Genomic DNA, 23,949 nt, shown 5'->3' with positions numbered 1-23,949 from the left:
GATCCAAACGAAAGACCCTGGGCCCCGCCCCGTGTGCGGCGCCGCGGACACGACGAAGCCCTCACCTCCCGCCGTGGGAGGTGAGGGCTTCGTCGTGCTCGTGCGGCGGGAGGTGAGGGTTACTTCGCCTCTGCCTTCAGGAGCTCGGCGAGCTCCTCGTCCGACTCACGACCCGGAGTCGGCAGGTTGAACTTGGTGATCGCGAAGCGGAAGACCGCGTAGTAGACCACCGCGAAGCAGAGGCCGACCAGCACCAGCATCCAGGGCTTGCTCGCGATGCCGAGGTTCAGGAAGAAGTCGACGGCGCCCGCGGAGAAGCCGAAGCCGTCCTTCATGCCGAGCCCCCAGGTGAGGGCCATGGAGACACCGGTGAGCACCGCGTGGATCGCGTACAGCACCGGGGCGATGAACATGAAGGTGAACTCGATCGGCTCGGTGACACCGGTCACGAACGCGGTGAGCGCGAGCGAGAACATCATGCCGCCGACGACCTTGCGGCGCTCCGGGCGGGCGCAGTGCACGATGGCGAGGCACGCGGCCGGGAGGGCGAACATCATGATCGGGAAGAAGCCGGTCATGAACTGTCCGGCAGTCGGGTCACCGGCCAGGAAGCGGTTGATGTCGCCGCTCTTGCCGTGGAACTCACCGGCCTGGAACCACGGGAACGAGTTCAGCAGGTGGTGCATGCCGACCGGGATCAGCGCACGGTTGGCAACCCCGAAGATGCCCGCGCCGACCGCGCCGGAACCGACCAGCCACTCGCCGAAGTTGTGCAGCCCGGTGCCCAGGACGGGCCAGATGTAACCGAAGACGATGCCGATGACCAGACCCGCGAAGGCGGAGAGGATCGGGACCAGGCGGCGGCCGCCGAAGAACCCGGCCCAGGCGGGCAGCTTCGTCCGGTAGAACTTCTGGTAGAGCAGTGCGACGACGATGCCCATCACCACACCGCCGAGGACCTTGGCGTCCACGGGGGCGTCCGTCATGACCACCTTGCCGTCGACCACCGTCGCGACCTGGGGAAGGTTGCTGTCGGTGAAGGTGGCGAGCACCTTCTGGAAGACCAGGTAGCCGGTGACGGCGGCGAGCGCGGTCGAACCGTCCGACTTCTTGGCGAAGCCGATCGCGATGCCGACGGCGAACAGCAGCGCCATGTTGTCGAGGATCGCGTTGCCGCCCGCGGCCATGAAGCTCGCGATCTTGGTGACGAAGTTGGGGAACGAGGCCCTGCCGAGCATGTCGTTGTTGCCGAGACGCACCAGCAGCGCGGCTGCGGGCAGCACCGCGACCGGCAGCATGAGGCTGCGGCCGATGCGCTGCATGACCGACATCACGCCGGCACCCTTCTTCTGGGTGACCGCGGGTGCGGTGTCTGCCGTGGACATCAACTTCCTCCATTGGACAAGGCGCCGCCCAGGTCGTTGACGGGGGGAGGCGGCGACTCGAGAAACGCGGCAGAACGCCGCGTGGTCTGGACCACTCAGTGGTGTAGACCAGTTGTAGCACGGTGAGGGTCAGATAAGGAACCTGCAAATTCCGACTACTTCGCACGAGCTATCACCCACGCTCCGTGACATGGCGAAGACCCCCGGACCGCATGGGTCCGAGGGCCTGCTCCGATCAGGATAAAAGCCCGCCCGAACTGCTACTTCGTGAGGTTCCTCTCGATCTCCGCCTCCAGCTCGTCGGGCTCGCGGCCCGGTGTCTGGAGGTTGAACCTGGTGATCGCGATCCGGAAGATCGCGTAATACACGGCGGCGAACGCCAGCCCGATCGGAATGATCAGCCATGGTTTCGTCGCCAGACTCCAGTTGATGACGTAGTCGATCAGACCCGCCGAGAAGCTGAAGCCGTCCTTCACGCCGAGCGCCCACGTCACCGCCATCGAGACACCGGTGAGCACCGCGTGGATCCCGTACAGCAGCGGTGCGACGAAGAGGAACGAGTACTCGATCGGCTCGGTGATGCCCGTCACGAACGACGTCAGGCCGACCGAGAGCATCATGCCGCCGACCGCCTTCCGGCGGTGCGGCTTGGCGCAGTGGTAGATCGCCAGCGCCGCCGCGGGCAGGGCGAACATCATGATCGGGAAGAAGCCCGAGGTGAACTGGCCGGCCGTCGGGTCGCCCGCCAGGAACCGGTTGATGTCACCGTGCACGACCGTGCCGTCCGGCTTGGTGTAGTCGCCGAACTGGAACCAGACGAAGGTGTTCAGGAACTGGTGGAGGCCGATGACCAGCAATGCCCGGTTGGCGAGACCGAAGATGCCGGAACCCACCCAGTCCAGGTCCACCAGCCACTTGGAGAAGCTGGTCAGACCGTCACCGATCGGCTGCCACAGCCAGGCGCACAGGCCCGCGAAGAGCAGGCCGACGAACGCCATGATGATCGGGACGAGCCGCCGGCCGTTGAAGAAGCCCAGCCAGTCCACCAGCTTGACCCGGTGGTACCGCTGCCAGAACCAGGCGGACAGCAGCCCCATCACGATGCCGCCGAACACCCCGGGGTTCTGGTACGCGGCCGCCGTGACCTTGGCATCGCCGGTCACACAGGTGCCGAACCAGGTACCGCCCGAAGTGAACGTCGAACCAGGGGCGCAGTCCACCGGGAAGGCGTGCAGCACCGCGTAGTAGACGAGGAAGCCGGCCACCGCGGCGAGCGCGGTCGAACCGTCCGACTTCTTCGCCATGCCGATCGCGACACCGACGCAGAACAGCAGCGGAAGGCCGAGCCCCGAGTCGAGCAGTGCTCCGCCCGCCGCCGCGAACACCTTGGCGATGTTGGTCCAGCCCAGACCCTCGTCGCCGAATACGTCCGGCTGGCCCAACCGGTTGAGGATGCCGGCCGCGGGCAGGACGGCGATCGGCAGCTGGAGGCTGCGGCCCATCTTCTGGAGGCCCTGGAAGAAGCCGTTCCACCACGTCTTCTGTGGCACCGCGGCGCTGCTCGAACTCATCGGCATCCTCCCGGAACAAGGCGCGGTCGGCGGTCGTTGCAGACTGGTGTAGACCAGTTGAGGTACGGTGCGTAACCCGCCTGGAAGACAGGGCACCGGTGATCGTCATCATTGGGGACGGTCCAGCCACCCGCTCGCGAAGCTGGGCCAAACGTGCGTTACGGTGACGAAACGGACCCAGGGTGGGCCGTCGCACGCACGTGAAGAACCAGGGAGAAGGCCATGGCCAGCAAGGCTGAGAAGATCGTCGCCGGGCTCGGCGGTATCGAGAACATCGACGAGATCGAAGGCTGCATCACCCGCCTCCGCACCGAGGTCCACGACCCGAGCAAGGTCGACGAAGTCGCCCTCAAGGCCGCCGGAGCCCACGGCGTCGTCAAGATGGGCACCGCGATCCAGGTCGTCATCGGCACCGACGCCGACCCCATCGCCGCCGACATCGAAGACATGATGTGACCGGCCGCCCAGCCCTGCGCTGAGCCCGCCGCCCGGCCGTTTCCGGCCCTCCGCCGAGCCCGCCGCCCGGCCGTTTCCGGCCCCCGCCGACCCGGCCGCCCGGCACCGCACAGGCCCCGCCCATCCGGGACGGGGCCTGTGGCGCACCTGATCGGCCCCGCGACGCACTCGAACGGACGCCACCGCCGCACCCGATAAAGTCGACGCCATGTCTCGTATCGACGGCCGCACCCCCGAACAGCTCCGCCCCGTCACCATCGAACGCGGATGGAGCAAGCACGCCGAAGGATCCGTCCTCATCTCCTTCGGCGACACCAAGGTCTTCTGCACCGCCTCCGTCACCGAAGGCGTCCCGCGCTGGCGCAAGGGCAGCGGCGAAGGCTGGGTCACCGCCGAATACTCCATGCTGCCCCGCTCCACCAACACCCGCGGCGACCGCGAATCCGTACGCGGCAAGATCGGCGGCCGAACCCACGAGATCAGCCGCCTCATCGGCCGCTCCCTGCGCGCCGTCATCGACTACAAGGCCCTCGGCGAGAACACCATCGTCCTGGACTGCGACGTCCTCCAGGCCGACGGCGGCACCCGCACCGCCGCCATCACCGGCGCCTACGTCGCCCTCGCCGACGCCGTCACCTGGGCCCAGCACAAGAAGATCGTCAAGCACGGCCGCAAGCCGCTGACCGACACCGTCTCCGCGATCAGCGTCGGCATCGTCGACGGCACCCCCCTCCTCGACCTCTGCTACGAGGAGGACGTCCGCGCCGAGACCGACATGAACGTCGTCTGCACCGGCGACGGCCGCTTCGTCGAGGTCCAGGGCACCGCCGAGGCCACCCCCTTCGACCGCAAGGAGCTCGGCGCCCTCCTCGACCTCGCCACGGCCGGCTGCGCGGACCTCACCGTCATCCAGCACGAGGCCCTCGCCCGCACCCTGGGCGAGTAAAGAAGCAACCAAGTACGCACCACAGAGCGTCGTTACGAACAACGGGCGCACGGGTCGAACCGTGCGCCCGTCCGCGTATCCGCACCCGGGGAGGAACCGCACCATGGCCAAGGCCACCCGCCACCGCCGCATCACCGTCGCGCTGACCCTGACCGCCCTCGCCCTCACCGCCGCGTCCGGCTGCGGCGCCGTCGACAAGGCACTGGACTGCGTTCGTACCGCCGACGCCATCGCCACCAGCGTCGACAACCTCCAGCAGGCCGTCTCCAACGCCACCAGCGACCCCACCCAGGCCTCCGAGGCCCTCGACGAGATCGAGAAGGAACTCGGCAACCTCGGCGACAAGACCGACAACGCCGACCTCGGCAAGGCCGTCGACGACCTCCAGGCGGGTGTCGGCAACGTCCGGGACTCCATCGACAAGGGCGACGCCACCCCCGACATCACCCCGGTCACCGACGCGGCCACGGAGATCGGCAAGGTCTGCACTCCCTGACCACCCCCGATACTGGGTGACATGACCCGCCTCATCCTCGCCACCCGCAACGCCGGGAAGATCACCGAACTCCACGCGATCCTCGCCGACGCCGGCCTCACCCATGAGCTCGTCGGCGCGGACGCGTACCCGCACATCCCCGACGTCAAGGAAACCGGCGTCACCTTCGCCGAGAACGCCCTGCTCAAGGCCCACGCCCTGGCCAAGGCCACCGGCCACCCGGCCATCGCCGACGACTCCGGCCTCTGCGTGGACGTCCTCGGCGGCGCCCCCGGTATCTTCTCCGCCCGCTGGGCCGGCACCCACGGCGACGACAAGGCCAACCTGGACCTGCTCCTGGCCCAGCTCTCCGACATCGACGAGGCCCACCGCGCCGCCCACTTCGCCTGCGCGGCCGCCCTCGCCCTCCCCGACGGCACGGAACGCGTGGTCGAGGGCCGCCTGCCGGGCACCCTGCGCCACACCCCGTCCGGCACCAACGGCTTCGGCTACGACCCGATCCTCCAGCCCGAGGGCGACACCCGCACCTGCGCGGAACTGACCCCGGCGGAGAAGAACGCGATCAGCCACCGGGGCAAGGCGTTCCGGGCGTTGGTGCCGGTGGTGCGGGAGTTGGTGGGGGCCTGACGCGCCGCGGTACGAGAACGGCCTGTGAATCAACTCCGTTGATTCACAGGCCGTTTTACAACTGTGCGGCGGAAGGGATTCGAACCCTCAAGCCGTTTCACGGGCCACAGATCCTAAGTCTGCTGCGTCGCCATTGCGCCACCGCCGCTCAACTGTCTGCCATCGTACCGGGCGCTGCCCTGGCACCAGGTAGCGGTGGTCGCGTGGCAGTTGGGGCGCAACAGTCGCAGATTCTCGCGCCGGTCCTCGCTCCGGTCCCCGCTGATGTGATCAATCTCCAGCGTCATGGACATGCCGCGCCACGGGGGCGGGCGGAAACCCGGCTCAGATGCCGAGGTCCCTGATGATCTTGGCGACGTGGCCGGTGGCCTTGACGTTGTAGAGGGCGCGTTCGACCTTGCCCTCCTCGTCCACGACGATCGTGGAGCGGATGACGCCCGTCACCGTCTTGCCGTAGAGCTTCTTCTCGCCGAAGGCGCCGTACGCCTCAAGGGTCTCCTTGGACGGGTCGCCGACCAGGGTGACCCCGAGGTTCTCCTTCTCGCGGAACTTGGCGAGCTTCTCGGGCTTGTCGGGGGAGACGCCGATGACGTCGTACCCGGCGCCGGTGAGCAGCTCCAGGTTGTCGGTGAAGTCGCAGGCCTGCTTGGTGCAGCCGGGGGTGAGGGCGGCCGGGTAGAAGTAGACGATGACCTTGCGGCCCTTGTGGTCGGCGAGCGAGATCTCGTTGCCGTCGGCGTCGGGCAGGGTGAAGGCGGGGGCGATGTCGCCGGGCTGGAGTCGCTCGCTCATGGTTCTCCTCGGGTGGCACGTGGGGTGTACGGGAGCGAGCGTAATAGGGGTGCCGCCGGGTGCGCGGACGGTCGAGCTGACAGACTGGCGATGAAGGTTTCGATGAAGGTTTACCGGACGACGACCACGGAGGCGGCGCAGTGTCGGATGCCAGGACCCCTGCGCAGATCGAGGCGGACATCATCAGCAGGCGTGAGCAGCTTGCGGTGGTGCTCGATGAGATCGGGGTGCGGGTGCACCCGGATACGATCATGGGTGAGATGAAGGCGAAGGCCGCCGAGGCCGTGGACCGGACGGCCGGGCGGGCGTTCGTCGCGGTGAACCGGGCGGTGTCGGACGTGAAGGCACAGTTCGTGTCCGAGGATGGGGCCCCGCGTCCGGAGCGGGTGATTCCGGTGGCGCTGCTCGCGGTGGGTGTCGTGGGTCTGGTCGTGGCGTCGAAGCGGCGTCGCAAGAGGTGACGCGCGGTCCGTGCACCCCGGAGGGGCGTGCGGGCGCGGCGGGCAGGTAGGTTGCGGGGCGTGAGCGAGAACACCGACGACAAGCTGCCCATTCGCATGCTGCACGACCGTGTGCTGGTCCGGTCCGATACGCCCGAGGGCGAGCGGCGTTCCGGTGGCGGCATCCTGATTCCGGCGACGGCGGCGGTCGGCCGTCGGCTGGCCTGGGCCGTGGTGGTCGCGGTGGGCCAGAACGTGCGGACGGTGGAGCCGGGTGACCGGGTGCTGTACGACCCCGAGGACCGTGCGGAGGTCGAGGTGCGCGGGGTGGCGTACGTGCTGATGCGTGAGCGGGATCTGCATGCGGTGGCGGCGGACCGGTTCGAGGGGTCGGTGGATTCGACCGGGCTCTATCTGTAGCCCCTGTCCATAGCTGTGTGCTTGGCCTGGTGACCGGTGTCACCAGGCCTTTTGCATGTTCTTTGCTACGGTGGGGTGACCCCCGACGAGACGCGCCGTACCGGGCTTCGAAAAGACGACGCACCCGTGTTGTTCGCGTGTTCTGTCTTGTCGGAGGTGCTGTCATGGCCTGGGTTCTGCTTGTTGTCGCCGGTCTGCTCGAAGTGGCCTGGTCGATCGGGATGAAGTACACCGAGGGGTTCACCCGGCTCTGGCCGAGCGTGTTCACGGGTCTCGGGATCGTGGCGAGCATGGTGTTGCTGTCCCATGCGGCCAGGACGCTGCCGATCGGTACGGCGTACGGCGTGTGGGTCGGGATCGGTGCGGCCGGTGCTGCGGTGCTGGGCATGGTGGTGCTGAACGAGCCGGTGACCGCGGCCCGGATCTTCTTCGTCTGTCTGCTGCTGGTCGCCGTCGTGGGGCTGAAGGCGACCTCGGGTCACTGACGCGGGGCCGGTGTGCCCCGGGTGCCGGGGAGGAGTTCGTCGCCGCCCCTGGCACCGTTGTACCCGTCCGGGCCCTCGCCGTCGTCGTACCCGCCCGGACCTCCGCCGCCGTTGTCTTCGCCGCGTGGGCCACCGTTGTCGCCGCGGCCGTTGCCCGTGGTGCCCTCGGTCGGGCTGCCGGTGTCGGTGCCTGCGGTGCCGGTGCCGCCGGTGGCCGGTTCGCTGCTGCCGGGGATCGACGGGCTGGTGGGCGGGGCGGTGCCGGGGGTGCCCGGTGGGGTGCTGGAGGTGCTCTCGGAGGGTGTTCCGGTGCTTTCGGGGCTGGTTTCCTCGGCGGTGGGCGGGGCGGATTCCTCGGCGCCGCTTTCGAGCTGGAGGTCGAAGTCCGTGGCCGTGGTGCCCCGCAGGGCGGCCTCGGTGTACTGGGCCCAGGCCTGGGCGGGGGCGCCGCCGCCGTTGATGCGGGCGAGTCCGAGTGCCCCGTACAGCGGTTTCTGTACGCCGGTCTTGGGGTCCTGGCCCATGACGGCGATGACGGTGGTGAGGTCGGGGGTGTAGCCGGCGAACCAGGCCGCCTTGTCCTCCTCGGCGGTGCCGGTCTTGCCGGCGGCGGGGCGGCCGGCGGCCTGGGCGGCGGTGCCGCTGCCGCTCTCGACGACGCTCCGGAGGATCGAGGTCGTGGTGTCGGCGGCTTCGCGGCTGACCGCCTGCTCGGTGTGTCCGCCGTCGGGGAGGTCGAGGGCCTCGCCGTCCTTGGTGATCCGGTCGACGAGGACGTACGCGCCGTGCCGGCCGTGGTTGGCGAGGGTGGCGTACGCCTCGGCCATGTCGAGGACGCCGGCGGTGGAGACGCCGAGCGCGATGGACGGGTACGGGGTGAGGTCGGGGGTGTTCTCCGGGAGGCCGAGGTCGATGGCGGTCTGCTTGACCTTGGCGGGGCCGACGTCCTCGGCCATCTGGGCGTAGACGGCGTTGACGGACTTGTCGGTGGCGGTGGAGACGGTGATGGGCCCGTAGCTGACGTCGTCCTCGTTGGCTGGGGCGTAGCCGGTGGGTCCGGTGGGGCCCTGGACCATGCGTTTGTTGGTGCCGTCGTAGACGGTGTCGGGGGTGATGCGCCGGCCGTCCTGGGTGGTGGAGTTGTTGGCGACGGCGGAGGTGAAGACGAAGGGTTTGAAGGTGGAGCCGACCTGGTAGTCGCGGCGGGTCGCGTTGTTCACGTACTGCTTGGTGTAGTCGACGCCGCCGTACATGGCGACGACGCGGCCGGTGGCGGGGTCGATGGAGGCACCGCCGACGCGGACGTTGCGGTCGGCCTGGCGGTCGGGGCTGGTTTGGGACATGACGTTGTCGTCGACGGCTTTGACGAGGGCGTTCTGTTTCTTCTTCTCCAGGGTGGTGGTGATCCGGTAGCCGCCGGTGGCGAGGGTGTCCTCGTCGATGACGTGGTTGCCGGTGAGGTAGTCGTCGACGGCCTGGACGATGTAGCCGCGCTGTCCGGAGAGGCCGGTGGAGGGCTTGACCTTGCCGGGTACGGGGAATCTCATGGCGGCGCGTTCGGCCGGGCCGAGCCATTTCTCCTTGACCATGCCGTCGAGTACGTAGTTCCAGCGGGCGAGGGCGGCGGCCTTGTTCTGGGGGTGGACGACGATGTCGTACGCGCTGGGGGCGTTGAGCAGGGAGGCGAGGTAGGCGCCCTCGGCGGTGGTGATCTCGCCGATGTCCTTGGAGTAGTAGGCCTGGGCGGCGGCCTGGATGCCGTAGGCGTTGCGGCCGAAGTAGCTGGTGTTGAGGTAGCCCTCGAAGATCTGTCCCTTGGACTCCTCGCGGTTGAGCTTGACCGCGATGAAGAACTCCTTGGCCTTGCGGACGATGGTCTGTTCCTGGCCCAGGTAGTAGTTCTTGACGTACTGCTGGGTGATCGTCGAGCCGCCCTGCTTGCCCTTGCCGGTGAGGGTGTTGAAGGCGGCGCGGGCCATGGCCTTGAGGTCGATGGCCCGTTCGGAGTAGAAGTCGCGGTCTTCGGCGGCGAGGACGGCGCGCTGGACGGTGAGCGGGACCTGGGCGAGCTGGATGTTCTCCCGGTTGACCTCGCCGGAGCGGGCGATGACGCTGCCGTCCTTGTAGAGGTAGACGTTGGACTGGAGTGTGGCGCTGGCGTTGGCGGGCGGGATGTCGACGAGTTGGTAGCCGGCGATGAAGCCGCCGATCAGGAGCAGGGCGACGAAGAGGACGGCGCCGAGGACCATGCGCCAGGTGGGGATGGCGCGGCGCCATCCGGTGCGCTTGGGGCGTTTGGGCTGCTTGGGTCGCTCGGGTTGTCCGGACGTCTGGGGGTTGTGGGCGGCCGGGTCCCTGGGAGCCCAGCCCCGGGGGTCGTTCTCCCCGCTCGGCTGCTGTGGGTCGTCGCTCATGTCCGTGCAGACTCCTCGGCCGCGGTCAGTTCCCCCATAGTGCCCTTTTCTAGGGAATAAGCACCGGATCGACCCTGGTTCGACCCCGGATCGACCCCCGTAAAGCGGTCGCGGCGGCCGTCCCCGCTGGACTAGGGTCTTGCGCTTTGGTGTCCAAAGCCGTTGGGCACCCGGCGATGGGGGGTGTGTGCGGTGCGGCTTTACGCGGTGGTGGCAGCGGGACAGTTCCGGCGCTTCGCCACCTACCGGACCGCCACGGCGGCCGGAGTCTTCACCAACACCGTCTTCGGGTTCATCCTCGCGTACACCTATGTGGCGTTGTGGGACGAGCGGCCGCAGCTCGGTGGTTACGACATGTCCCAGGCGCTCAGCTATGTATGGCTGGGGCAGGCGCTGCTGATGACCTGTTCCATGATGGGCGGCGGCTTCGAGAACGAGCTGATCGAGCGGATCAGGACCGGCGACGTGGCGGTCGACCTCTACCGGCCCGTCGATCTCCAACTGTGGTGGCTGGCAGGTGATCTGGGCCGGGCCGCGTTCCATCTGCTGGGGCGGGGCATCGTGCCGATGCTGGTGGGATCGCTCGCCTTCGATCTGGCGCTGCCGGCCTCGCCGGGGGTCTGGGTGGCCTTTCTGGTGTCGGTGGGGCTCGGCGTCGTGGTGAGTTTCGCGATCCGCTATCTGGTGGCGCTCTGCGCGTTCTGGCTGCTGGACGGGGCGGGGATGGCGCAGATGTCCTGGCTGGCCGGGATGTTCTTCTCCGGGATGCTGCTTCCGCTGACGCTGTTCCCCGGGGTGCTGGGGGACGTCGCACGGGCGCTGCCGTGGTCGTCGATGCTCCAGGTGCCGGCCGATGTGTTCCTGGGCAAGTACCCGGGCTGGGAGCTGGTGGGGGCGTACACCTTCCAGGCCGGCTGGGCGCTGGCGCTGCTGCTGGTGGGGCGGATGGTGCAGTCGGTGGCGACGAGGAGGGTGGTGGTCCAGGGTGGCTGACGCGACCGGTGCGGTGGAGGCGGCCGGGGCGGCGGACGGGCCCGGCGGTCGTTCCGCGGACGGGCTGGGCGGCCGTTCCGAGGACTGGCCCGATGCGGTGTTCGCCGAGCGGTCCCGGTTCGTCGAGGGGGTCAGGGCGTACGGGCTGATCGCGATGATGTGGCTGCGCTCGACGATGGCGTACCGCGCCTCGTTCGCCATGATGGCGTTCGGGAACTTCGCGGCGACCGCCTTCGACTTCGTCTCGATCCTGCTGATGTTCTCGCACGTGGACCGGCTGGGCGGCTACACGCTGCCCGAGATCGCCCTGCTGTACGGGGTGGCGGGCACCGCGTTCGGTCTCGCCGATCTGTTGCTGGGCTCGATGGACCGGCTGGGCGCGCGGGTGCGCGACGGCACGCTGGACACGTTGCTGGTGCGGCCGGTCCCGGTGCTCGCCCAGGTGGCGGCGGACCAGTTCGCGCTGCGCAGGCTGGGGCGGGTGATCCAGGGCGTGCTGGTGCTGGCGTACGCGCTGGTGGCGTTGGACATCGAGTGGACGCCGCTGAAGGTGGCCATGATGCCGATGATGCTGCTGAGCGGGGCGGCGGTCTTCGGGGCGCTGTTCGTGGCGGGGGCGGCGTTCCAGTTCGTCGCGCAGGACGCCTCGCAGGTGCAGAACGCCTTCACGTACGGCGGGAACACACTGCTGCAGTACCCGCCGTCGGTCTTCGCGAAGGACCTGGTGCGCGGGGTGACGTTCGTGGTGCCGCTGGCCTTCGTGAACTGGCTGCCCGCGCTGTACGTGCTGGGCCGGGACTACCCGCTGGATCTGCCGGTCTGGGTGGCGTTCCTGCCGCCGGTGGTGGCGTGTCTGTGCTGGCTGCCGGCCGGTCTGGGCTGGCGATCGGGGCTGCGCGCGTACCGCAGTACAGGAAGTTGAACCACGACTACGAACGGGACAGGGCATCGGACATGGACACGGAAACCCCCTCCGGCTTCATCGAGCTCGACCAGGTGGAGAAGGTCTTCGACGTGCGTCGCAAGACCGGATTCATGCGCAGTGAACGCCGGCAGGTACGGGCGGTCGACTCGATCAGTTTCCGCGTCGCGCGCGGCGAGATGGTCGGGTACATCGGTCCGAACGGTGCCGGGAAGTCGACCACGATCAAGATGCTGACCGGCATCCTCACCCCGAGCGGTGGCCGGCTGCGGGTGGCGGGCATCGACCCTTCGCGGGAGCGTACGAGGCTGGCGCACCGGATCGGTGTGGTGTTCGGCCAGCGCACCACGTTGTGGTGGGATCTGCCGCTGCGCGACTCGTACCGGCTGATGCACCGGATGTACCGGATTCCCGACGCGCGGTACCGGCAGAACCTGGACCGCTGTATCGAACTCCTCGATCTGGGCGAGCTGTTGGACACTCCGGTACGGCAGTTGTCGTTGGGGCAGCGGATGCGCGGTGACATCGCGGCGGCGCTGCTGCACGATCCCGAGGTGTTGTATCTGGACGAGCCGACGATCGGGCTGGATGTGGTCTCCAAGTCCAAGGTCCGTGGCTTCCTGCGGGATCTGAACGCCGAACGCGGTACGACGGTGCTGCTCACGACCCATGATCTGACGGACATCGAGCAGCTCTGCAAGCGTGTGATGGTGATCGACCACGGCCGTCTGATGTACGACGGGGCCCTCGCCGGTCTGCACGAGGTGGGCGAGAGCGAGCGGACGCTGGTGGTCGATCTGGAGCATCAACTGCCGCCGATCCGGCTGGAGTCGGCGCCGTCGGTCCGTACGGTGAAGGTGGAGGGGCCGCGGCAGTGGCTGGCCTTCCCGGCGTCGGATTCGGCCGCTCCGCTGGTCGCGCGGATCGCCGCGGACTACCCGTTGGTCGACCTGTCGGTGCGGGAGCCGGACATCGAGGCGGTGATCGCGAAGATGTATGAGTCGGCCACCGGCATGTAGGACTGGGACGGGGGCGGGGACGTTCAATAGGCTCCGCGGTATGACAAGTGACCTTCCGGAAATGCGTGCTTCCGATTCCGAGCGTGAGCGTGTCGCCGAGACCCTGCGCGAGGCGGTTGCCGAGGGCCGGCTGGAGATGGCGGAGTTCGAGCAGCGGCTCGAAGCGGCTTACAAGGCCCGTACGCATGGGGAGTTGGAGCCGTTGGTGCGGGATCTTCCCGCGCCGGGCGCCGCGGTGGCCCCGGTGGGGGCGGCTCCGGCACGGACCACCGGATCGCAGAAGCGGTGGGCGGACCGGATCGGCAAGCCCGCCACGTCGAGCGGCGCGTTCGCGATCTGGGGCGGGTTCGGTCGCCGGGGGAACTGGACGGTGGGCCGGAAGTTCACCGCGTTCGCGATGTGGGGCGGCGGTGAGATCGATCTGCGGGAGGCGAACTTCGAGGACCGCGAGGTGGTCATCCGCTGTTTCGCGGTCATGGGCGGCATGCAGGTGACGGTTCCGCCGGAGCTGAACGTCGAGGTCCGGGGGATCGGCATCCTGGGCGGCTTCGGGGAGCGGTCGAAGGACGACGGGGTCCCGTCGCCGGACTCCCCGCGGGTGCGGATCACCGGGCTCGCGCTGCTGGGCGGCGTCGGTGTGGAGCGCAAGCGGAGCAAGGCGGAGAAGCAGCGGCTGAGGGACGCGGAGCTGGCGCGGCTGCGGGACCGGCAGCGGGAGCTGGACGCGGAGCGCGGGAGCGGACGCGGCCGGCTGGAGAAGGGTCCGTCGGACTGAGAGGGGCGGAGTCCCGGGGTGCTTGTGGAGCTCCCGGGTGCTCCTGGAGCCCGGGGTGCTCCCGGGGTGCCGTTCGTCGACGCGAAACTGCCCGTCAGAGCTGGTCGGACGTGGGCTGCTCGTGCACCAGCGTCGTCAGGTCCACCATCGAGCCCAGCTGCCGGTACCCCGCGTCGTTCAGGTGGAGGTGGTCGCCGCTGTCGTAGGCCGGCAGGAGTCGCGTCGGGCGGTAGGGGTCACGGGCCGCCGCGTCGAAGTCGATGACGGAGTCGAAGATCCCGCCCGCCCGGATCAGCGCGTTGACCCGTTCCCGTACGTCGTTGCTCCCGGGGGTCCAGGTGGCGTACCCCTCGTACGGCATCAGCGTCGCCCCGACGACCTGGAGCCCGCGTGCGTGGGCGCGCAGGGTCATGGAGCGCAGGCCGTCCGCGATGCGCTGCGGGTCGGTCTCCTGCGGGGACTGCTGCACGTCGTTGATGCCGAGTGCGATGACGACCGTCTTCACTCCGGCGACGTCCAGTACGTCGCGGTCGAAGCGGGCGCTCGCCCGTACGCCGTGTCCGCCGCGTCCGTCGCGCAGGACGCGGTTGCCCGCGATGCCCGCGTTGGCCACCCCGTACCGGCCGCCGAGCCGGTCGGCGAGCACGTCGGGCCAGCGGCTGTTCGTGTCGAGGGAGGAGCCGGTGCCCGCGGTGAGGGAGTCGCCGATCACGGCGATCGTTCCGGCGGCGGTCCGGGTGTGCACGTCGACGGCGGTGAGGTAGCGCCAGCCGTCGGTCCGCCGGGTGCCCCACACGGTGTCCACGTACGAGGTCTGGTGGCCGCGCTCGTGGACGGTGACGGGCCCCTGGGCGGTGGGGGTGCGCAGGGTGACGACGAGGTCGGAGTCGGCGGGGACCGGGACGGTGACGGGGTCGCTGACGATCTGCTCGCCGGCCGCCACGGTCACGGTGGCGGCGCCGGCGAAGGTCACCGGGCGGGTGTTCACGGTGACGCGGTCCATGACCAGCGGACGGGTGCCGAAGGCATTGGAGAGGGTGATGCGGGCCGCGTCGCCGCCGATGCTGGTGTGCACGACGTTACGGACGGTGCGGCGGTTGAGGGCGCTGCTGTTGTACGAGTCGCTCACCCCGGTGACGGGGGCCGCGGTCCAGGTGGCGGCCCAGAGGCCGGTGGAATGCGCGGGTGCGGCGGGCGTACGGGCCACGGACCGCGGGTCGGGTACGGCTCCTTGCTTCGGCCGAGTGCCGGTGCCGGTGCCGGAGAACAGCAGGGAGCCGGCGAACGCCACGGCGGCGGCGAGCACGGCGGTGCCCGCCACGAGGGCGATGAGCAGGGCGTACCCCTGGCGCCTGGGCATGGGCGGTGTGTCTCCTCATGATCAATCGGACTGGTCCCATGATGGGGCAGGGCGTCGGGAACTCGACATGCGGCCCGGGAGTAGGTCAGGTAGGGACAATGCGTACGGGACACCGGGGGCGAGGCGTACGCGGACGGGTGGAGCGGATGGAACGGATCGACCGGACCGGAGCCGGGGAAGAGGCCGCGCGGCAGCAGGAGCGTGCCGGGGGACGGGCGGCGGATGCGGCGCGACCGGGGCCGGGTGGCCGTCCGGCCCCGCTGGCCTCGTTCGCGTACACCGCGGCCGACGAGGAGAAGCGGCGCGGTGTGCGCCGGATGAAGACCACGGCCACGGGCCTCCTTCTGCTGGTCGCGCTGGTGTACGTACTGGCCACCTGGGCGAAGAACGCGGGTGTGGGCGGCTGGCCGGGCTTCGTCGCCGCGGCCGCCGAGGCGGGGATGGTCGGTGCGCTGGCCGACTGGTTCGCCGTCACGGCGCTGTTCAAGCGTCCGCTCGGCCTGCCGATCCCGCACACCGCGATCATCCCCACCAAGAAGGACCAGCTCGGGGCGTCCCTGGGTTCCTTCGTCGGCGAGAATTTTCTCTCCGGTGATGTCGTGCGGGGTCGTATCCACGCGCTCGGTGTCGGCCGCCGCGTCGGTGCCTGGCTGGCCGAGCCGGAGCACGCGGACCGGGTCACCGCCGAGCTGTCGACCGCGTTGCGCGGGGCGCTGAAGGTGCTGCGGGATGCGGATGTGCAGGCCGTGGTGGGGGAGGCGATCACCCGGCGGGCCGACGCGGCGGAGATCGGTCCCGGCCTCGGCAAGATGCTGGAGAGGATCGTCGCCGACGGCGGCCACCGCAGGGTGGTGGACCTGATCTGCGTGCGCGCCCACGACTGGCTGGTGCTGCACGGTGACTCGGTGATGGACGCGGTGCAGGGCGGGGCCCCGGGCTGGACGCCGCGGTTCGTCGACAAGCGGGTCGGGGAGCGGGTCTACAAGGAGCTGCTGCGGTTCGTCACGGAGATGCGGGACATGCCGGGGCACCCGGCGCGCGCCTCGATCGACACGTTCCTGACGGACTTCGCGGCGGACCTCCAGACGGACTCGGACACCCGGGCCCGGGTGGAGCGGCTGAAGTCGGAGATCCTGGGACGTGGTGAGGTTCAGGACGTCATCGCCTCGGCCTGGTCGTCGGTGCGCACGATGATCATCGCGGCGGCGGAGGACGAGCAGAGCGAGCTGCGGCTGCGGGCGCGGGCCTCACTGATGTCGTTGGGGGCGCGGCTGGCGACGGACGGCCGGCTGCAGGGGAAGCTGGACGGCTGGCTGGAGGACGCCGCGGTCTATGTCGTCACGACCTACCGCGCGGAGATCACCTCGCTGATCAGTGACACGGTCGCGAGCTGGGACGCGGACCAGACGTCGAAGAAGATCGAGGCGCACATCGGCCGCGACCTCCAGTTCATCCGGATCAACGGCACGGTGGTGGGTGCGCTGGCGGGCCTGCTGATCTACACGGTGTCCTGGGCGCTGGGCGCGTAGCGGAGTCCGGGCAGCAGCAGGGGCGGGGGCTCTTGGGAGGGCCCCCGCCCCTGCTGCTGTGCTTCCGTCTTCCGTACGCGCTTCAGGCGGTCCGGCGGGTGACCGCCCAGGACGCGGCGGCCATGCTGCCCGCCACGGCGAAGACGGCCGGCCAGGCGCCGACCTTCTTGGCCAGCGGGTGCGAACCGGCGAACGCGGCGACGTACGCCGCGGTCAGCCCGGCGGCCGCGCGCGGTCCGGCCTGCCGGTTCCACTCGTACGCGGCGACCGTGCCCGCGGCGGCGAGGGCGACCCCGCCCAGCGGCCGCTTCCTGGTCCACCGCGCGACGGCGTACCCGCCGACCAGCCCGCTCGCCGCCACCGCCGCTGCCGGAACCTTCGCCATCGCTGCCACCTTCGCCTTCTCATCCGTGTGATCCGGGCCCCAGGAGGGTTGTGGCCCAGGTCTCCGAGGCTAACGCGACGCCGCTCCGAGACCGACGCGGCGCCCGGATTTCCGGTCGCGGAGGGGGTGCACAAGCGTTTACCCTGGGGGTGAACGTATGTGCACCCCCGCGTCGCGCTCCCGCGCCCCGCACGACGCCCTCGCCGCCGAGCACCGTACGGAGAGCCATGCCCGCGGACACACCCGCCCCGACCACCGCCACCGCCGAGGCGCCGCGTGAGGCGCCGCACCCCCGCTTCGCCGTCGGTGTGCTGGCGTTCTGCGGTGTCGTGGTCGCGGTGATGCAGACGATCGTCGTCCCGCTGCTCCCGCACATCCCGGCGCTCACCGGCGCGACCCCGGCCGCCGCGAGCTGGCTGGTCACCGTCACCCTGCTCACCGGCGCCGTCTTCACGCCGGTCCTGGGCCGGGTCGGTGACATGTACGGCAAGCGGCGGGTGCTCGTCGCCTCGCTCCTGGTGCTGGTGGTGGGTTCGGTCCTGTGCGCGGTCAGTTCCCACATCGGGGTACTGATCACCGGCCGCGCCCTGCAGGGTGCGGCGCTCGCCGTCCTGCCGCTGGGCATCAGCATCCTGCGGGACGAACTCCCGCCCGAGCGGGTGCTGTCCGCCGTGGCGCTGATGAGTTCGACGCTCGGCATCGGCGCGGCGATCGGGCTGCCGGTCGCCGCCCTCGTCGTCGAGAACTTCGACTGGCACACGATGTTCTGGGTCTCGGGTGCGATCGGCGTCATCGACATCGCGCTGGTGCTGTGGTGCGTGCCGGAATCCCCGCTCCGTACCCATGGCCGCTTCGACGCCCTCGGTGCGCTGGGGCTGTCCGGGGCCCTGGTCTGCCTGCTGCTCGCGGTCACCCAGGGCGCCGGTTGGGGCTGGACCTCGGCCCGGACGGTCGGCCTGCTGGTGGCGGCCGTCGTCGTGGCGCTGATCTGGGGCGCGTACGAACTCCGGGCGGCGTCGCCCATGGTCGACCTGCGGGTCTCGGCCCGCCCGGCGGTCCTGCTCACCAACATCGCGGCCCTGCTGATCGGCTTCGCCTTCTACGCGAACTCCCTGGTCACCGCGCAGATGGTGCAGGAACCGAAGGAGACCGGGTACGGGCTGGGCGCCTCGCTCGTCGTCAGCGGCCTCTGCCTGCTGCCGGGCGGCGTGATGATGGTGGTGCTCTCACCGGTCTCGGCGCGGATCTCCGCGAAGTACGGCCCGAAGGTCAGCCTGGCGCTGGCGGCCGGGGTGATGGGCACCGGTTACGTGGTGCGGTACTTCACCAGCCACAACCTCTGGCTGATCATCGCCGGCGCGACGGTCGTCGCCTCGGGCACGGCCATCGCGTACTCGGCACTTCCCGCGCTGGTCATGCGGGGCGTCCCGGTGAGCGAGACCGGTGCGGCCAACGGCCTCAACACCCTGATGCGGTCGATCGGGCAGGCGTTCTGCAGTGCGACGGTGGCGGCGGTCCTGGCCAACATCACGTTCCGGGTGGGCGGCAGAACGGCCCCGACGCTCCACGCGTACCAGCTGGTCTTCCTGATCGCGGGGGGCGCGGCGCTGGCGGCGCTGCTGGTCACCCTGTGCCTGCCGGGCGGCCGGAGGCCCGCGACGGGTACGGTCGAAGAGCACCGTGACGTCCCCGCCGACCGGAAGGGCGGTGCGCGGACGACGCCGATCCAGGAGGGCGCATGACCAGCGGCCAGGCCACCGCACCGGCCCCGACCTCGTCTTCGGGTCCTTCTTCTGCCCGGCCCGCCGGCGACCCGGGCAGCGGCCGGGACGCGATCCTGCGTGCCGCCCGCCGGGCGTTCACGCAGCGCCCGTACGCCGAGGTCACCATCAGAGGGATCGCGGCCGATGCCGGAGTGAGCCCTTCCCTGGTGGTCAAGCACTTCGGCCGCAAGGAAGAACTCTTCAACACCGTCGCCGACTTCGGCCCCGCCGCCGCCGAACTCTTCGACGCGCCACTCGCCGCACTGGGCCGCCACATGGTCGTGACACTGGTGAACCGCCGCCGCGAACTGCAGTCCGACCCACTGCTGCGCGTCGTCTTCTCGCTCGGCAACCGCGACGAACGCTCCCTGCTCCGCGACCGCTTCCACGAACAGGTCACCGACGCCCTGACCGCCCGCCTGCCCGGCCGTGAACGCGCCCTGCGCGCCGAACTGATCGCCGGCCACCTCCTCGGCCTCGGCGCCACCCTCAGCCTCCACCGCGAAGGCGCCGGAGCGGACGCCACCGCCGGACACATCGCGGACCTGTACGCCCCCGCGCTGCAGTCCTTGATCGACCGTCGTTGATCCGCAGACCCTGATCGGCGGTTCCCGGTGGGGACCAGGCCGTGGAACCGGGCGGGAAGGTATGGTCTGGGCCACCTGACGAGGGGGCCTCATGCCGATCCGCTCCATCCGCTCCGTCCGTTACAGCGGTTCCACCCGTTCCGATACGCGTGGCGCGGCAACGGCCGTGGTCACGGCGGCGGTTCTCGGAGCGTTCCTGGTGGGCTGCTCGGGCGCGGAGACCTCGCAGGGGCCGGGCGGTGACGTTCCCTATGTGGCGCCGTCCGCGAACGCCGCAGCCGCGTCCAAGGCCGCCGACGACGCCGCGGCGGCGAAGGACGCCAAGGACGAGGCGAAGGCGAACGCGGAGGCGGCTGAGGCGGCCGAGGCGGCGCGCAACAGGCCGGTGGCCGTACGCGACGCCTTCGCGGGCCTCCAGGCCACGCTGAACGACAACTGCACCCCGGGATCGTCGAACTGCGCCTACTTCCTGGGCCGGGTCCACGACGAACTGGCCGGCCTGGACAAGGCCATGAAGGCGGACGCGCAGGACCCCGGCCACTTCAAGGAGCCGATCGCCTGGATCGCCGCCCTGCGCAAGACGTTGAACGGTGACACCTCCACGGACAACCTGGAGAAGCACCGTTCCGAACTGATCGGCACCCGCGACCGCATCAACACCTGGATGCAGGGCCACCCCGAGGACTACCGCTGACCGGCCGCCACGGTCACGGCCGGTAGAGCGCCCGGCACCGGTCCGGGTCGGCGGCCCCGCCGTCCGGGACCGGCAGGAAGTGCTCCGCCTGCCACTCCTGCGTACGGCCGGCCTGGCGACTGGTCGTCGCCACCCACGGCGGGTAAACGCGGAACGCGCGCTTCCCGCCGGCCCCGTCCGTCGACACGATGTCCCGCTCGCGGAGCACGGCTCGCGGGAACACGAACTGTCCGAAGCCACCGGTGTCGCGGGTGCTGATGACGAAGAGGTCGACGGGGTCCCCGGAGTCGTAGGGCCGGATCGGTCCGCCACCGGCGGACCGCTTCCACACCGTCACGAACTGACCGGCCTTGGCCGGGGTGGTCCGGGCCACCCGGAACCGGACGGCGGAGCCGTCCACGGTGAACTCGTGCGCCCCGTACTCGGCGCTCTCCGCCTCGGGCACCGGCCGCGTGCACACGAGCCCGCTCGGGTCGTAGACGAGTGCCTTCGCCGCGAGGAGCTCGGCGTGGAGGAACGCGCCGTCCTGCCAGGGCCCGGGGGGCCGGGCGTCGGGCGGAGGTGCGGAGAGTGCTGCCATTCACCCCATTCTGTCAGTAGCTGATGACGGCGGCGCGGCGCGGCGCCGCGCAGGCCGCGCCTTGGCCCTCCGAGTTCCCCGGCGATCCCCGCGCCTCATTCCCGCACTTGCCCCGCACCCGCCCCCGCGAACGACACCACCCCGGTACGGGCGCGGGGCGGCTCGTACCGGGGTTGGGGTCGGGCGGTGCGGCTTGCGGTGCGGTGGGTTCAGCTGAAGACGACCGAGCGGAGCTTCAGCCGGCTGCTGGCGTGGCCGCCGTCGGGCCGGAGGGTGAAGTAGTCGCCCTCACAGTCGGGGCCGCTGAAGACCGTAGCGCTGGAGTTGGTGAAGTTCCACGGAGTGTGGGCGGGGTTCGACGAGCTGGGGTCGGCGACCTCGGGAAGCGTGATGCACATGCGGCTCGGCGGGTCCAGGAGGAAGCCGAGCTGCGGTGAGCCGTCGAGGCCGGTGTACGTGTACGTGAAGTCTCCGGTGGCCGCGTCGGCCGAGGCCGGCACGGCGACGATGAGCGCGAGCGCGCCGAAGGCGGCAGCGACGGTGGAACGAAGACGCATGGGGGAACTCCTTGTGCGGTGATCAGAGACGGCCGAAGACGGCCCAAGTCTGTGCCGCTGACCTGCGATTACGGTCGAACGAGGAATTCCGTCACTCGGACGTGAGCTGCTGAATCGGTTCTGCCGACGGCCATGCGGGTCATGAGCCGACCCCACCGTGTTGACCACCGTGATTGACCACCGTGTTTGACCACGGTGCCGATCACAGAGGGCCGGTCCGTTCGGTGGCGAGGCCTTCATCCGTCGTGCCGGCAGGTCATAGTGTGGTCCGGTGAAGACACAGGTGATCGTGCTCAACGGTGGCTCCAGCTCGGGAAAGTCCAGCATTGCAAGGTGCCTTCAGACGGTGTTGCCGGACCCGTGGCTGACCTTCGGGGTCGACACACTGATCGAGGCGATGCCCGCGTCCATGAGTGAGTCGGACACGGGCATCGATTTCGCTCCGGACGGCGAGGTGGTCGTGGGACCCGAGTTCCGTGCGCTGGAGGCGGCCTGGATCGAGGGGATCGCCGCGATGGCCAGGGCCGGTGCCGCGGTCATCGTGGACGAGGTGTTCCTCGGTGGTCCGGCGTCCCAGCAGCGGTGGCAGAAGGCGCTCGGTGGACTCCGGGTGCTCTGGGTCGGAGTCCGGTGCGACAGCGCCGTCGCCGCTGCCCGTGAGGCCGCGCGGGGCGACCGCGTACCCGGCATGGCGGCCTTGCAGGCGGACGTGGTCCACCAGGGCGTGACCTACGACCTGGAGGTGGACACCACGCGGAGCGGAGCGATGGAGAGCGCGCGAATCATCGCAGCTCACACCAAGTGACGGGCCCCGGCCCACCACCCCCACTGATCGTTTCCGGCCACAGCCCCACGCGTCACAGCGCCGCCCGTCACAGCGCCGCCCGTCACGATGGGCACTGCTGCGTGGCGGGCACTACGCGTCGCCGAGCTCCAGCTCACCGACGACCTCGTCCTCGGCCTTCTCCCCGGTCAGCCGGAACCCGAGCCTGAAGTAGAACTGCTCGGGGCCGTGTTCACCGGGAACCCAGGTCACGGTCGCACGCCTCTGCCCGCGCCGCCGGATCTCCTCGCACACCGCTTCCACGGCGAAACGTCCGTACCCACGGCCCTGTTGACCGGCGGCGATGTTCAGCCGCCAGAGTCCGGAGCGCAGCCTGGTGTCGTTCGGATCGTCCGGGTAGAACCGGACGTCGAAGAAGGCCATGACGAAGCCGACGAGCTGCTCGCCGTCGAAGATCAACCGGGGCCAGGCGAGGTCGGGGGTGGTGTAGGCCTGAGCCAGCGACCAGGCGACCGGCTTCACGAGCCCGTCCTGGTCCGGACGTACTTTCAGTTGGCAGGCCGCCTCGACGTTGTCCGCCGTGACCCTTTCGAGCCGCAGTGATGAAGACATGCGGGCAACTTATAGACCGATGTTCAGCCGCATCGAACGAATAACCGCCCCGATGCCTTCGCCGCGTTCCCGCCACCTCGCGATTCACAACGTCGGGATGCCCGGTGCCGCCGAGGTGGCGGTACCGGGCATCCAGCGAACTCCCCTGAGGGCAGGGTCAGTTCGCGGGGGCCTGGTAGAGGCCCCGGCCGGCGCGGTGGGCCCGGGAGGTGGCGACGAGCCGGTCCAGGGTGCTGCGAACGGTGTTGATGCCGTTGGGGGTGAGCTCACGCCCCAGGGCCTTCGTCACGTCACGGGCGCGGACGGGGGTGTCGCCGGACTCGGCGAGCACCTTCATGGTCAGCTCGGTGAGGCTGCCGCTGTCGTCGGCGGCCGGTGCTGCGGTCGCGGCGGTCGCGGCGGTCGCGGCCCTCTTCGGTGCGACGGCCTTCGCGGGCTTGGCGGCCTTGGCCGCCTTCGTTTCCTTGGCCGGTGCGGCGGGCTTGGTGGCCTTGACCGGCCTGGCGGTCTTGGTCGCCTTGGCGGGTGCGGCGGACTCCGCGTCCTCGGCGGGCTTGCTGCTCTTGGCGTCCTTGACCTCCTCGACGGGCTTGGCGGCGGCCTTCTTGGTCTGGCCGCGCTGAGCCCTCGGCTTGGTGGCCGCCTGCTTGCGGCCCTTGGGCGCGGCGGGCGCCTTGCGGGCGGTGCGGCGCGCGGGGGTGGTCGCCGCCTGCTCCTGCGGGGCTTCCGCCTGGACGACGGAGTCCACGGAATCCTGCGCCTGCTGCGGAATCCGGGCAGCGGGAACGCTCACAACCCCGGCGTCGGCGGCCTCGGTGGTGCCGGCGGTCGCGGCGTCAGCGGCCTTGACGTCCTCGGACGCGTCGGCACCCGCGGTGGGCGCAGGGGTGGTGACGGGGGTGCCCGACAGGGCGCGCAGTGCGGTCAGCGCGGTACGCACCGACTCCAGGCGTTCGGTGACGGTCGCGAGTTCCTTCTCCAGACTCTGCTGGTGCTGCTCCAGGCGCGGAAGTTCCGCCTCCAGCAAGGTAGTTGTGGCATCGATGGTGACCAGTGTGCTGGTCTCGGAGGTCATGGTGTCGCCCTTCTGTCCCGGCCGACCGTTGGTGACCGATGTATCGCAGGGTAAGGGGTGTTGTGTTGTGGCCGGAAATCGCCTCTCGATATGAACTGTTCAAGAGGCACCACCGCACTGACTCTCAGTCTCCCGAAAGTCCTGGCCCCGCGCCCAGGAGATGGTGCGGGAGGCACTCGTTTGGCGGCACCCACTGCAGGGTCCACAAGCGCCCTCGTCCCCCGCTCCCAGTGGGGGCGGGGGACGAGGTGCGGCGGAACGAGGGGGCGAGGGCTGAGGAGT

The 23,949-nt window shown here is 70.0% G+C and carries 26 protein-coding genes, 1 tRNA gene and 1 riboswitch; of the genes, 16 read left to right on the top strand and 11 right to left on the bottom strand.

Features of this window, described 5'->3' with window-relative positions; translation table 11 throughout:
- Positions 1 to 119: 119 nt before the first annotated feature.
- Positions 120 to 1,385 carry a PTS transporter subunit EIIC gene (locus ACIRJP_RS29670; RefSeq protein ID WP_404180536.1) on the bottom strand — a complete coding sequence of 422 codons (1,266 nt, stop codon included), beginning with the start codon at positions 1,383 to 1,385 and terminating at the stop codon, positions 120 to 122.
- Positions 1,386 to 1,645: 260 nt separating this feature from the next.
- Entirely contained in the window at positions 1,646 to 2,956 is a 1,311-nt protein-coding gene (locus ACIRJP_RS29665) for a PTS transporter subunit EIIC (protein ID WP_404180533.1), read from the bottom strand.
- A gap of 222 nt (positions 2,957 to 3,178) precedes the next feature.
- On the opposite strand from ACIRJP_RS29665, the gene ACIRJP_RS29660 reads away from it, so the two are divergent.
- The 4 genes from ACIRJP_RS29660 (at position 3,179) to rdgB (ending at position 5,481) form a co-directional block, all read left to right on the top strand.
- A complete protein-coding gene (locus ACIRJP_RS29660) occupies positions 3,179 to 3,412 on the top strand; it encodes a glucose PTS transporter subunit EIIB (RefSeq protein WP_205020067.1) in 234 nt (77 codons plus the stop codon).
- 208 nt (positions 3,413 to 3,620) lie between these two features.
- Positions 3,621 to 4,358, top strand: coding sequence for a ribonuclease PH (gene rph / locus ACIRJP_RS29655; RefSeq protein WP_072484102.1), 738 nt, complete (start codon positions 3,621 to 3,623; stop codon positions 4,356 to 4,358).
- Between the two features lie 103 nt (positions 4,359 to 4,461).
- Entirely contained in the window at positions 4,462 to 4,854 is a 393-nt protein-coding gene (locus tag ACIRJP_RS29650; RefSeq protein WP_404180529.1) for a hypothetical protein, read from the top strand.
- Positions 4,855 to 4,875: 21 nt separating this feature from the next.
- The gene (rdgB, locus tag ACIRJP_RS29645; protein ID WP_404180526.1) at positions 4,876 to 5,481 is read left to right on the top strand and encodes an RdgB/HAM1 family non-canonical purine NTP pyrophosphatase; all 606 of its coding nucleotides are present in this window, start codon (positions 4,876 to 4,878) and stop codon (positions 5,479 to 5,481) included.
- Positions 5,482 to 5,545: 64 nt separating this feature from the next.
- Here the strand turns inward: rdgB and ACIRJP_RS29640 are convergent.
- Both ACIRJP_RS29640 and bcp read right to left on the bottom strand, forming a co-directional pair.
- Positions 5,546 to 5,629, bottom strand: a tRNA-Leu gene (locus tag ACIRJP_RS29640).
- A gap of 176 nt (positions 5,630 to 5,805) precedes the next feature.
- A complete protein-coding gene (gene bcp / locus ACIRJP_RS29635; protein WP_404180523.1) occupies positions 5,806 to 6,273 on the bottom strand; it encodes a thioredoxin-dependent thiol peroxidase in 468 nt (155 codons plus the stop codon).
- A gap of 140 nt (positions 6,274 to 6,413) precedes the next feature.
- Here bcp and ACIRJP_RS29630 point away from each other — a divergent pair, with 140 nt between their 5' ends.
- From ACIRJP_RS29630 to ACIRJP_RS29620, 3 genes are all read left to right on the top strand, one after another.
- Positions 6,414 to 6,734: a DUF3618 domain-containing protein gene (locus ACIRJP_RS29630; RefSeq protein ID WP_404180520.1), complete on the top strand. Its 321-nt coding sequence runs from the start codon at positions 6,414 to 6,416 to the stop codon at positions 6,732 to 6,734.
- A 60-nt stretch (positions 6,735 to 6,794) separates the two neighbouring features.
- On the top strand, positions 6,795 to 7,133 hold the full coding sequence (locus ACIRJP_RS29625; RefSeq protein WP_030923137.1) for a co-chaperone GroES: 339 nt from the start codon (positions 6,795 to 6,797) through the stop codon (positions 7,131 to 7,133).
- 59 nt (positions 7,134 to 7,192) lie between these two features.
- Positions 7,193 to 7,258, top strand: a riboswitch (guanidine-III (ykkC-III) riboswitch).
- Positions 7,259 to 7,297: 39 nt separating this feature from the next.
- Positions 7,298 to 7,618, top strand: a complete 321-nt coding sequence (locus ACIRJP_RS29620; RefSeq protein ID WP_124723313.1) for a multidrug efflux SMR transporter — start codon at positions 7,298 to 7,300, stop codon at positions 7,616 to 7,618.
- Here ACIRJP_RS29620 and ACIRJP_RS29615 read toward each other — a convergent pair.
- Complete coding sequence (locus ACIRJP_RS29615; RefSeq protein WP_404180516.1) at positions 7,612 to 10,032, bottom strand: transglycosylase domain-containing protein; 2,421 nt, start codon at positions 10,030 to 10,032, stop codon at positions 7,612 to 7,614. The two genes, ACIRJP_RS29620 and ACIRJP_RS29615, sit on opposite strands and share 7 nt — an antisense overlap.
- A 192-nt stretch (positions 10,033 to 10,224) precedes the next feature.
- Here ACIRJP_RS29615 and ACIRJP_RS29610 point away from each other — a divergent pair, with 192 nt between their 5' ends.
- The 4 genes from ACIRJP_RS29610 (at position 10,225) to ACIRJP_RS29595 (ending at position 13,741) form a co-directional block, all read left to right on the top strand.
- Positions 10,225 to 11,025, top strand: coding sequence for an ABC transporter permease (locus tag ACIRJP_RS29610; protein WP_404180513.1), 801 nt, complete (start codon positions 10,225 to 10,227; stop codon positions 11,023 to 11,025).
- On the top strand, positions 11,018 to 11,947 hold the full coding sequence (locus tag ACIRJP_RS29605) for an ABC transporter permease (protein WP_404180510.1): 930 nt from the start codon (positions 11,018 to 11,020) through the stop codon (positions 11,945 to 11,947). The genes ACIRJP_RS29610 and ACIRJP_RS29605 overlap by 8 nt, the downstream gene beginning before the upstream one ends.
- A 32-nt stretch (positions 11,948 to 11,979) precedes the next feature.
- Positions 11,980 to 12,966 (top strand): ATP-binding cassette domain-containing protein, encoded by a 987-nt coding sequence (locus ACIRJP_RS29600; protein WP_404180507.1) that lies wholly within the window; start codon positions 11,980 to 11,982, stop codon positions 12,964 to 12,966.
- Positions 12,967 to 13,027: 61 nt separating this feature from the next.
- On the top strand, positions 13,028 to 13,741 hold the full coding sequence (locus tag ACIRJP_RS29595) for a DUF1707 domain-containing protein (RefSeq protein ID WP_404180504.1): 714 nt from the start codon (positions 13,028 to 13,030) through the stop codon (positions 13,739 to 13,741).
- 94 nt (positions 13,742 to 13,835) lie between these two features.
- Here ACIRJP_RS29595 and ACIRJP_RS29590 read toward each other — a convergent pair whose 3' ends face one another.
- The gene (locus ACIRJP_RS29590) at positions 13,836 to 15,101 is read right to left on the bottom strand and encodes an SGNH/GDSL hydrolase family protein (protein WP_404180501.1); all 1,266 of its coding nucleotides are present in this window, start codon (positions 15,099 to 15,101) and stop codon (positions 13,836 to 13,838) included.
- A 98-nt stretch (positions 15,102 to 15,199) separates the two neighbouring features.
- Between ACIRJP_RS29590 and ACIRJP_RS29585 the strand changes: the two genes are divergently transcribed.
- Positions 15,200 to 16,630, top strand: coding sequence for a DUF445 domain-containing protein (locus tag ACIRJP_RS29585; RefSeq protein WP_404180498.1), 1,431 nt, complete (start codon positions 15,200 to 15,202; stop codon positions 16,628 to 16,630).
- A gap of 82 nt (positions 16,631 to 16,712) precedes the next feature.
- Here ACIRJP_RS29585 and ACIRJP_RS29580 read toward each other — a convergent pair whose 3' ends face one another.
- Positions 16,713 to 17,015: a hypothetical protein gene (locus tag ACIRJP_RS29580; protein WP_358942952.1), complete on the bottom strand. Its 303-nt coding sequence runs from the start codon at positions 17,013 to 17,015 to the stop codon at positions 16,713 to 16,715.
- A gap of 227 nt (positions 17,016 to 17,242) precedes the next feature.
- Here ACIRJP_RS29580 and ACIRJP_RS29575 point away from each other — a divergent pair, with 227 nt between their 5' ends.
- The 3 genes from ACIRJP_RS29575 (at position 17,243) to ACIRJP_RS29565 (ending at position 20,059) form a co-directional block, all read left to right on the top strand.
- On the top strand, positions 17,243 to 18,757 hold the full coding sequence (locus ACIRJP_RS29575) for an MFS transporter (RefSeq protein WP_404180494.1): 1,515 nt from the start codon (positions 17,243 to 17,245) through the stop codon (positions 18,755 to 18,757).
- Positions 18,754 to 19,365 (top strand): TetR family transcriptional regulator, encoded by a 612-nt coding sequence (locus ACIRJP_RS29570; RefSeq protein ID WP_404180491.1) that lies wholly within the window; start codon positions 18,754 to 18,756, stop codon positions 19,363 to 19,365. Before ACIRJP_RS29575 ends, ACIRJP_RS29570 begins: the two co-directional genes overlap by 4 nt.
- 91 nt (positions 19,366 to 19,456) lie before the next feature.
- Positions 19,457 to 20,059, top strand: a complete 603-nt coding sequence (locus ACIRJP_RS29565; protein ID WP_404180488.1) for a hypothetical protein — start codon at positions 19,457 to 19,459, stop codon at positions 20,057 to 20,059.
- A 13-nt stretch (positions 20,060 to 20,072) separates the two neighbouring features.
- Here ACIRJP_RS29565 and ACIRJP_RS29560 read toward each other — a convergent pair whose 3' ends face one another.
- Both ACIRJP_RS29560 and ACIRJP_RS29555 read right to left on the bottom strand, forming a co-directional pair.
- A complete protein-coding gene (locus ACIRJP_RS29560) occupies positions 20,073 to 20,639 on the bottom strand; it encodes a MepB family protein (protein ID WP_404180485.1) in 567 nt (188 codons plus the stop codon).
- Between the two features lie 209 nt (positions 20,640 to 20,848).
- The gene (locus tag ACIRJP_RS29555) at positions 20,849 to 21,196 is read right to left on the bottom strand and encodes a hypothetical protein (RefSeq protein ID WP_404180482.1); all 348 of its coding nucleotides are present in this window, start codon (positions 21,194 to 21,196) and stop codon (positions 20,849 to 20,851) included.
- Positions 21,197 to 21,467: 271 nt separating this feature from the next.
- Between ACIRJP_RS29555 and cpt the strand changes: the two genes are divergently transcribed.
- Positions 21,468 to 22,001: a chloramphenicol phosphotransferase CPT gene (cpt, locus tag ACIRJP_RS29550; protein ID WP_404180480.1), complete on the top strand. Its 534-nt coding sequence runs from the start codon at positions 21,468 to 21,470 to the stop codon at positions 21,999 to 22,001.
- A 111-nt stretch (positions 22,002 to 22,112) separates the two neighbouring features.
- On the opposite strand, the gene ACIRJP_RS29545 is transcribed toward cpt, so the two are convergent.
- On the bottom strand, positions 22,113 to 22,592 hold the full coding sequence (locus ACIRJP_RS29545) for a GNAT family N-acetyltransferase (RefSeq protein ID WP_404180477.1): 480 nt from the start codon (positions 22,590 to 22,592) through the stop codon (positions 22,113 to 22,115).
- Positions 22,593 to 22,749: 157 nt separating this feature from the next.
- Positions 22,750 to 23,667 carry a hypothetical protein gene (locus ACIRJP_RS29540; RefSeq protein ID WP_404180474.1) on the bottom strand — a complete coding sequence of 306 codons (918 nt, stop codon included), beginning with the start codon at positions 23,665 to 23,667 and terminating at the stop codon, positions 22,750 to 22,752.
- Positions 23,668 to 23,949 lie beyond the last annotated feature (282 nt).

The organism is Streptomyces sp. NPDC102437, from assembly GCF_044765565.1.
Taxonomy (GTDB): Bacteria; Actinomycetota; Actinomycetes; order Streptomycetales; family Streptomycetaceae; genus Streptomyces.
This window is presented reverse-complemented; position numbering and strand designations above follow the sequence as displayed.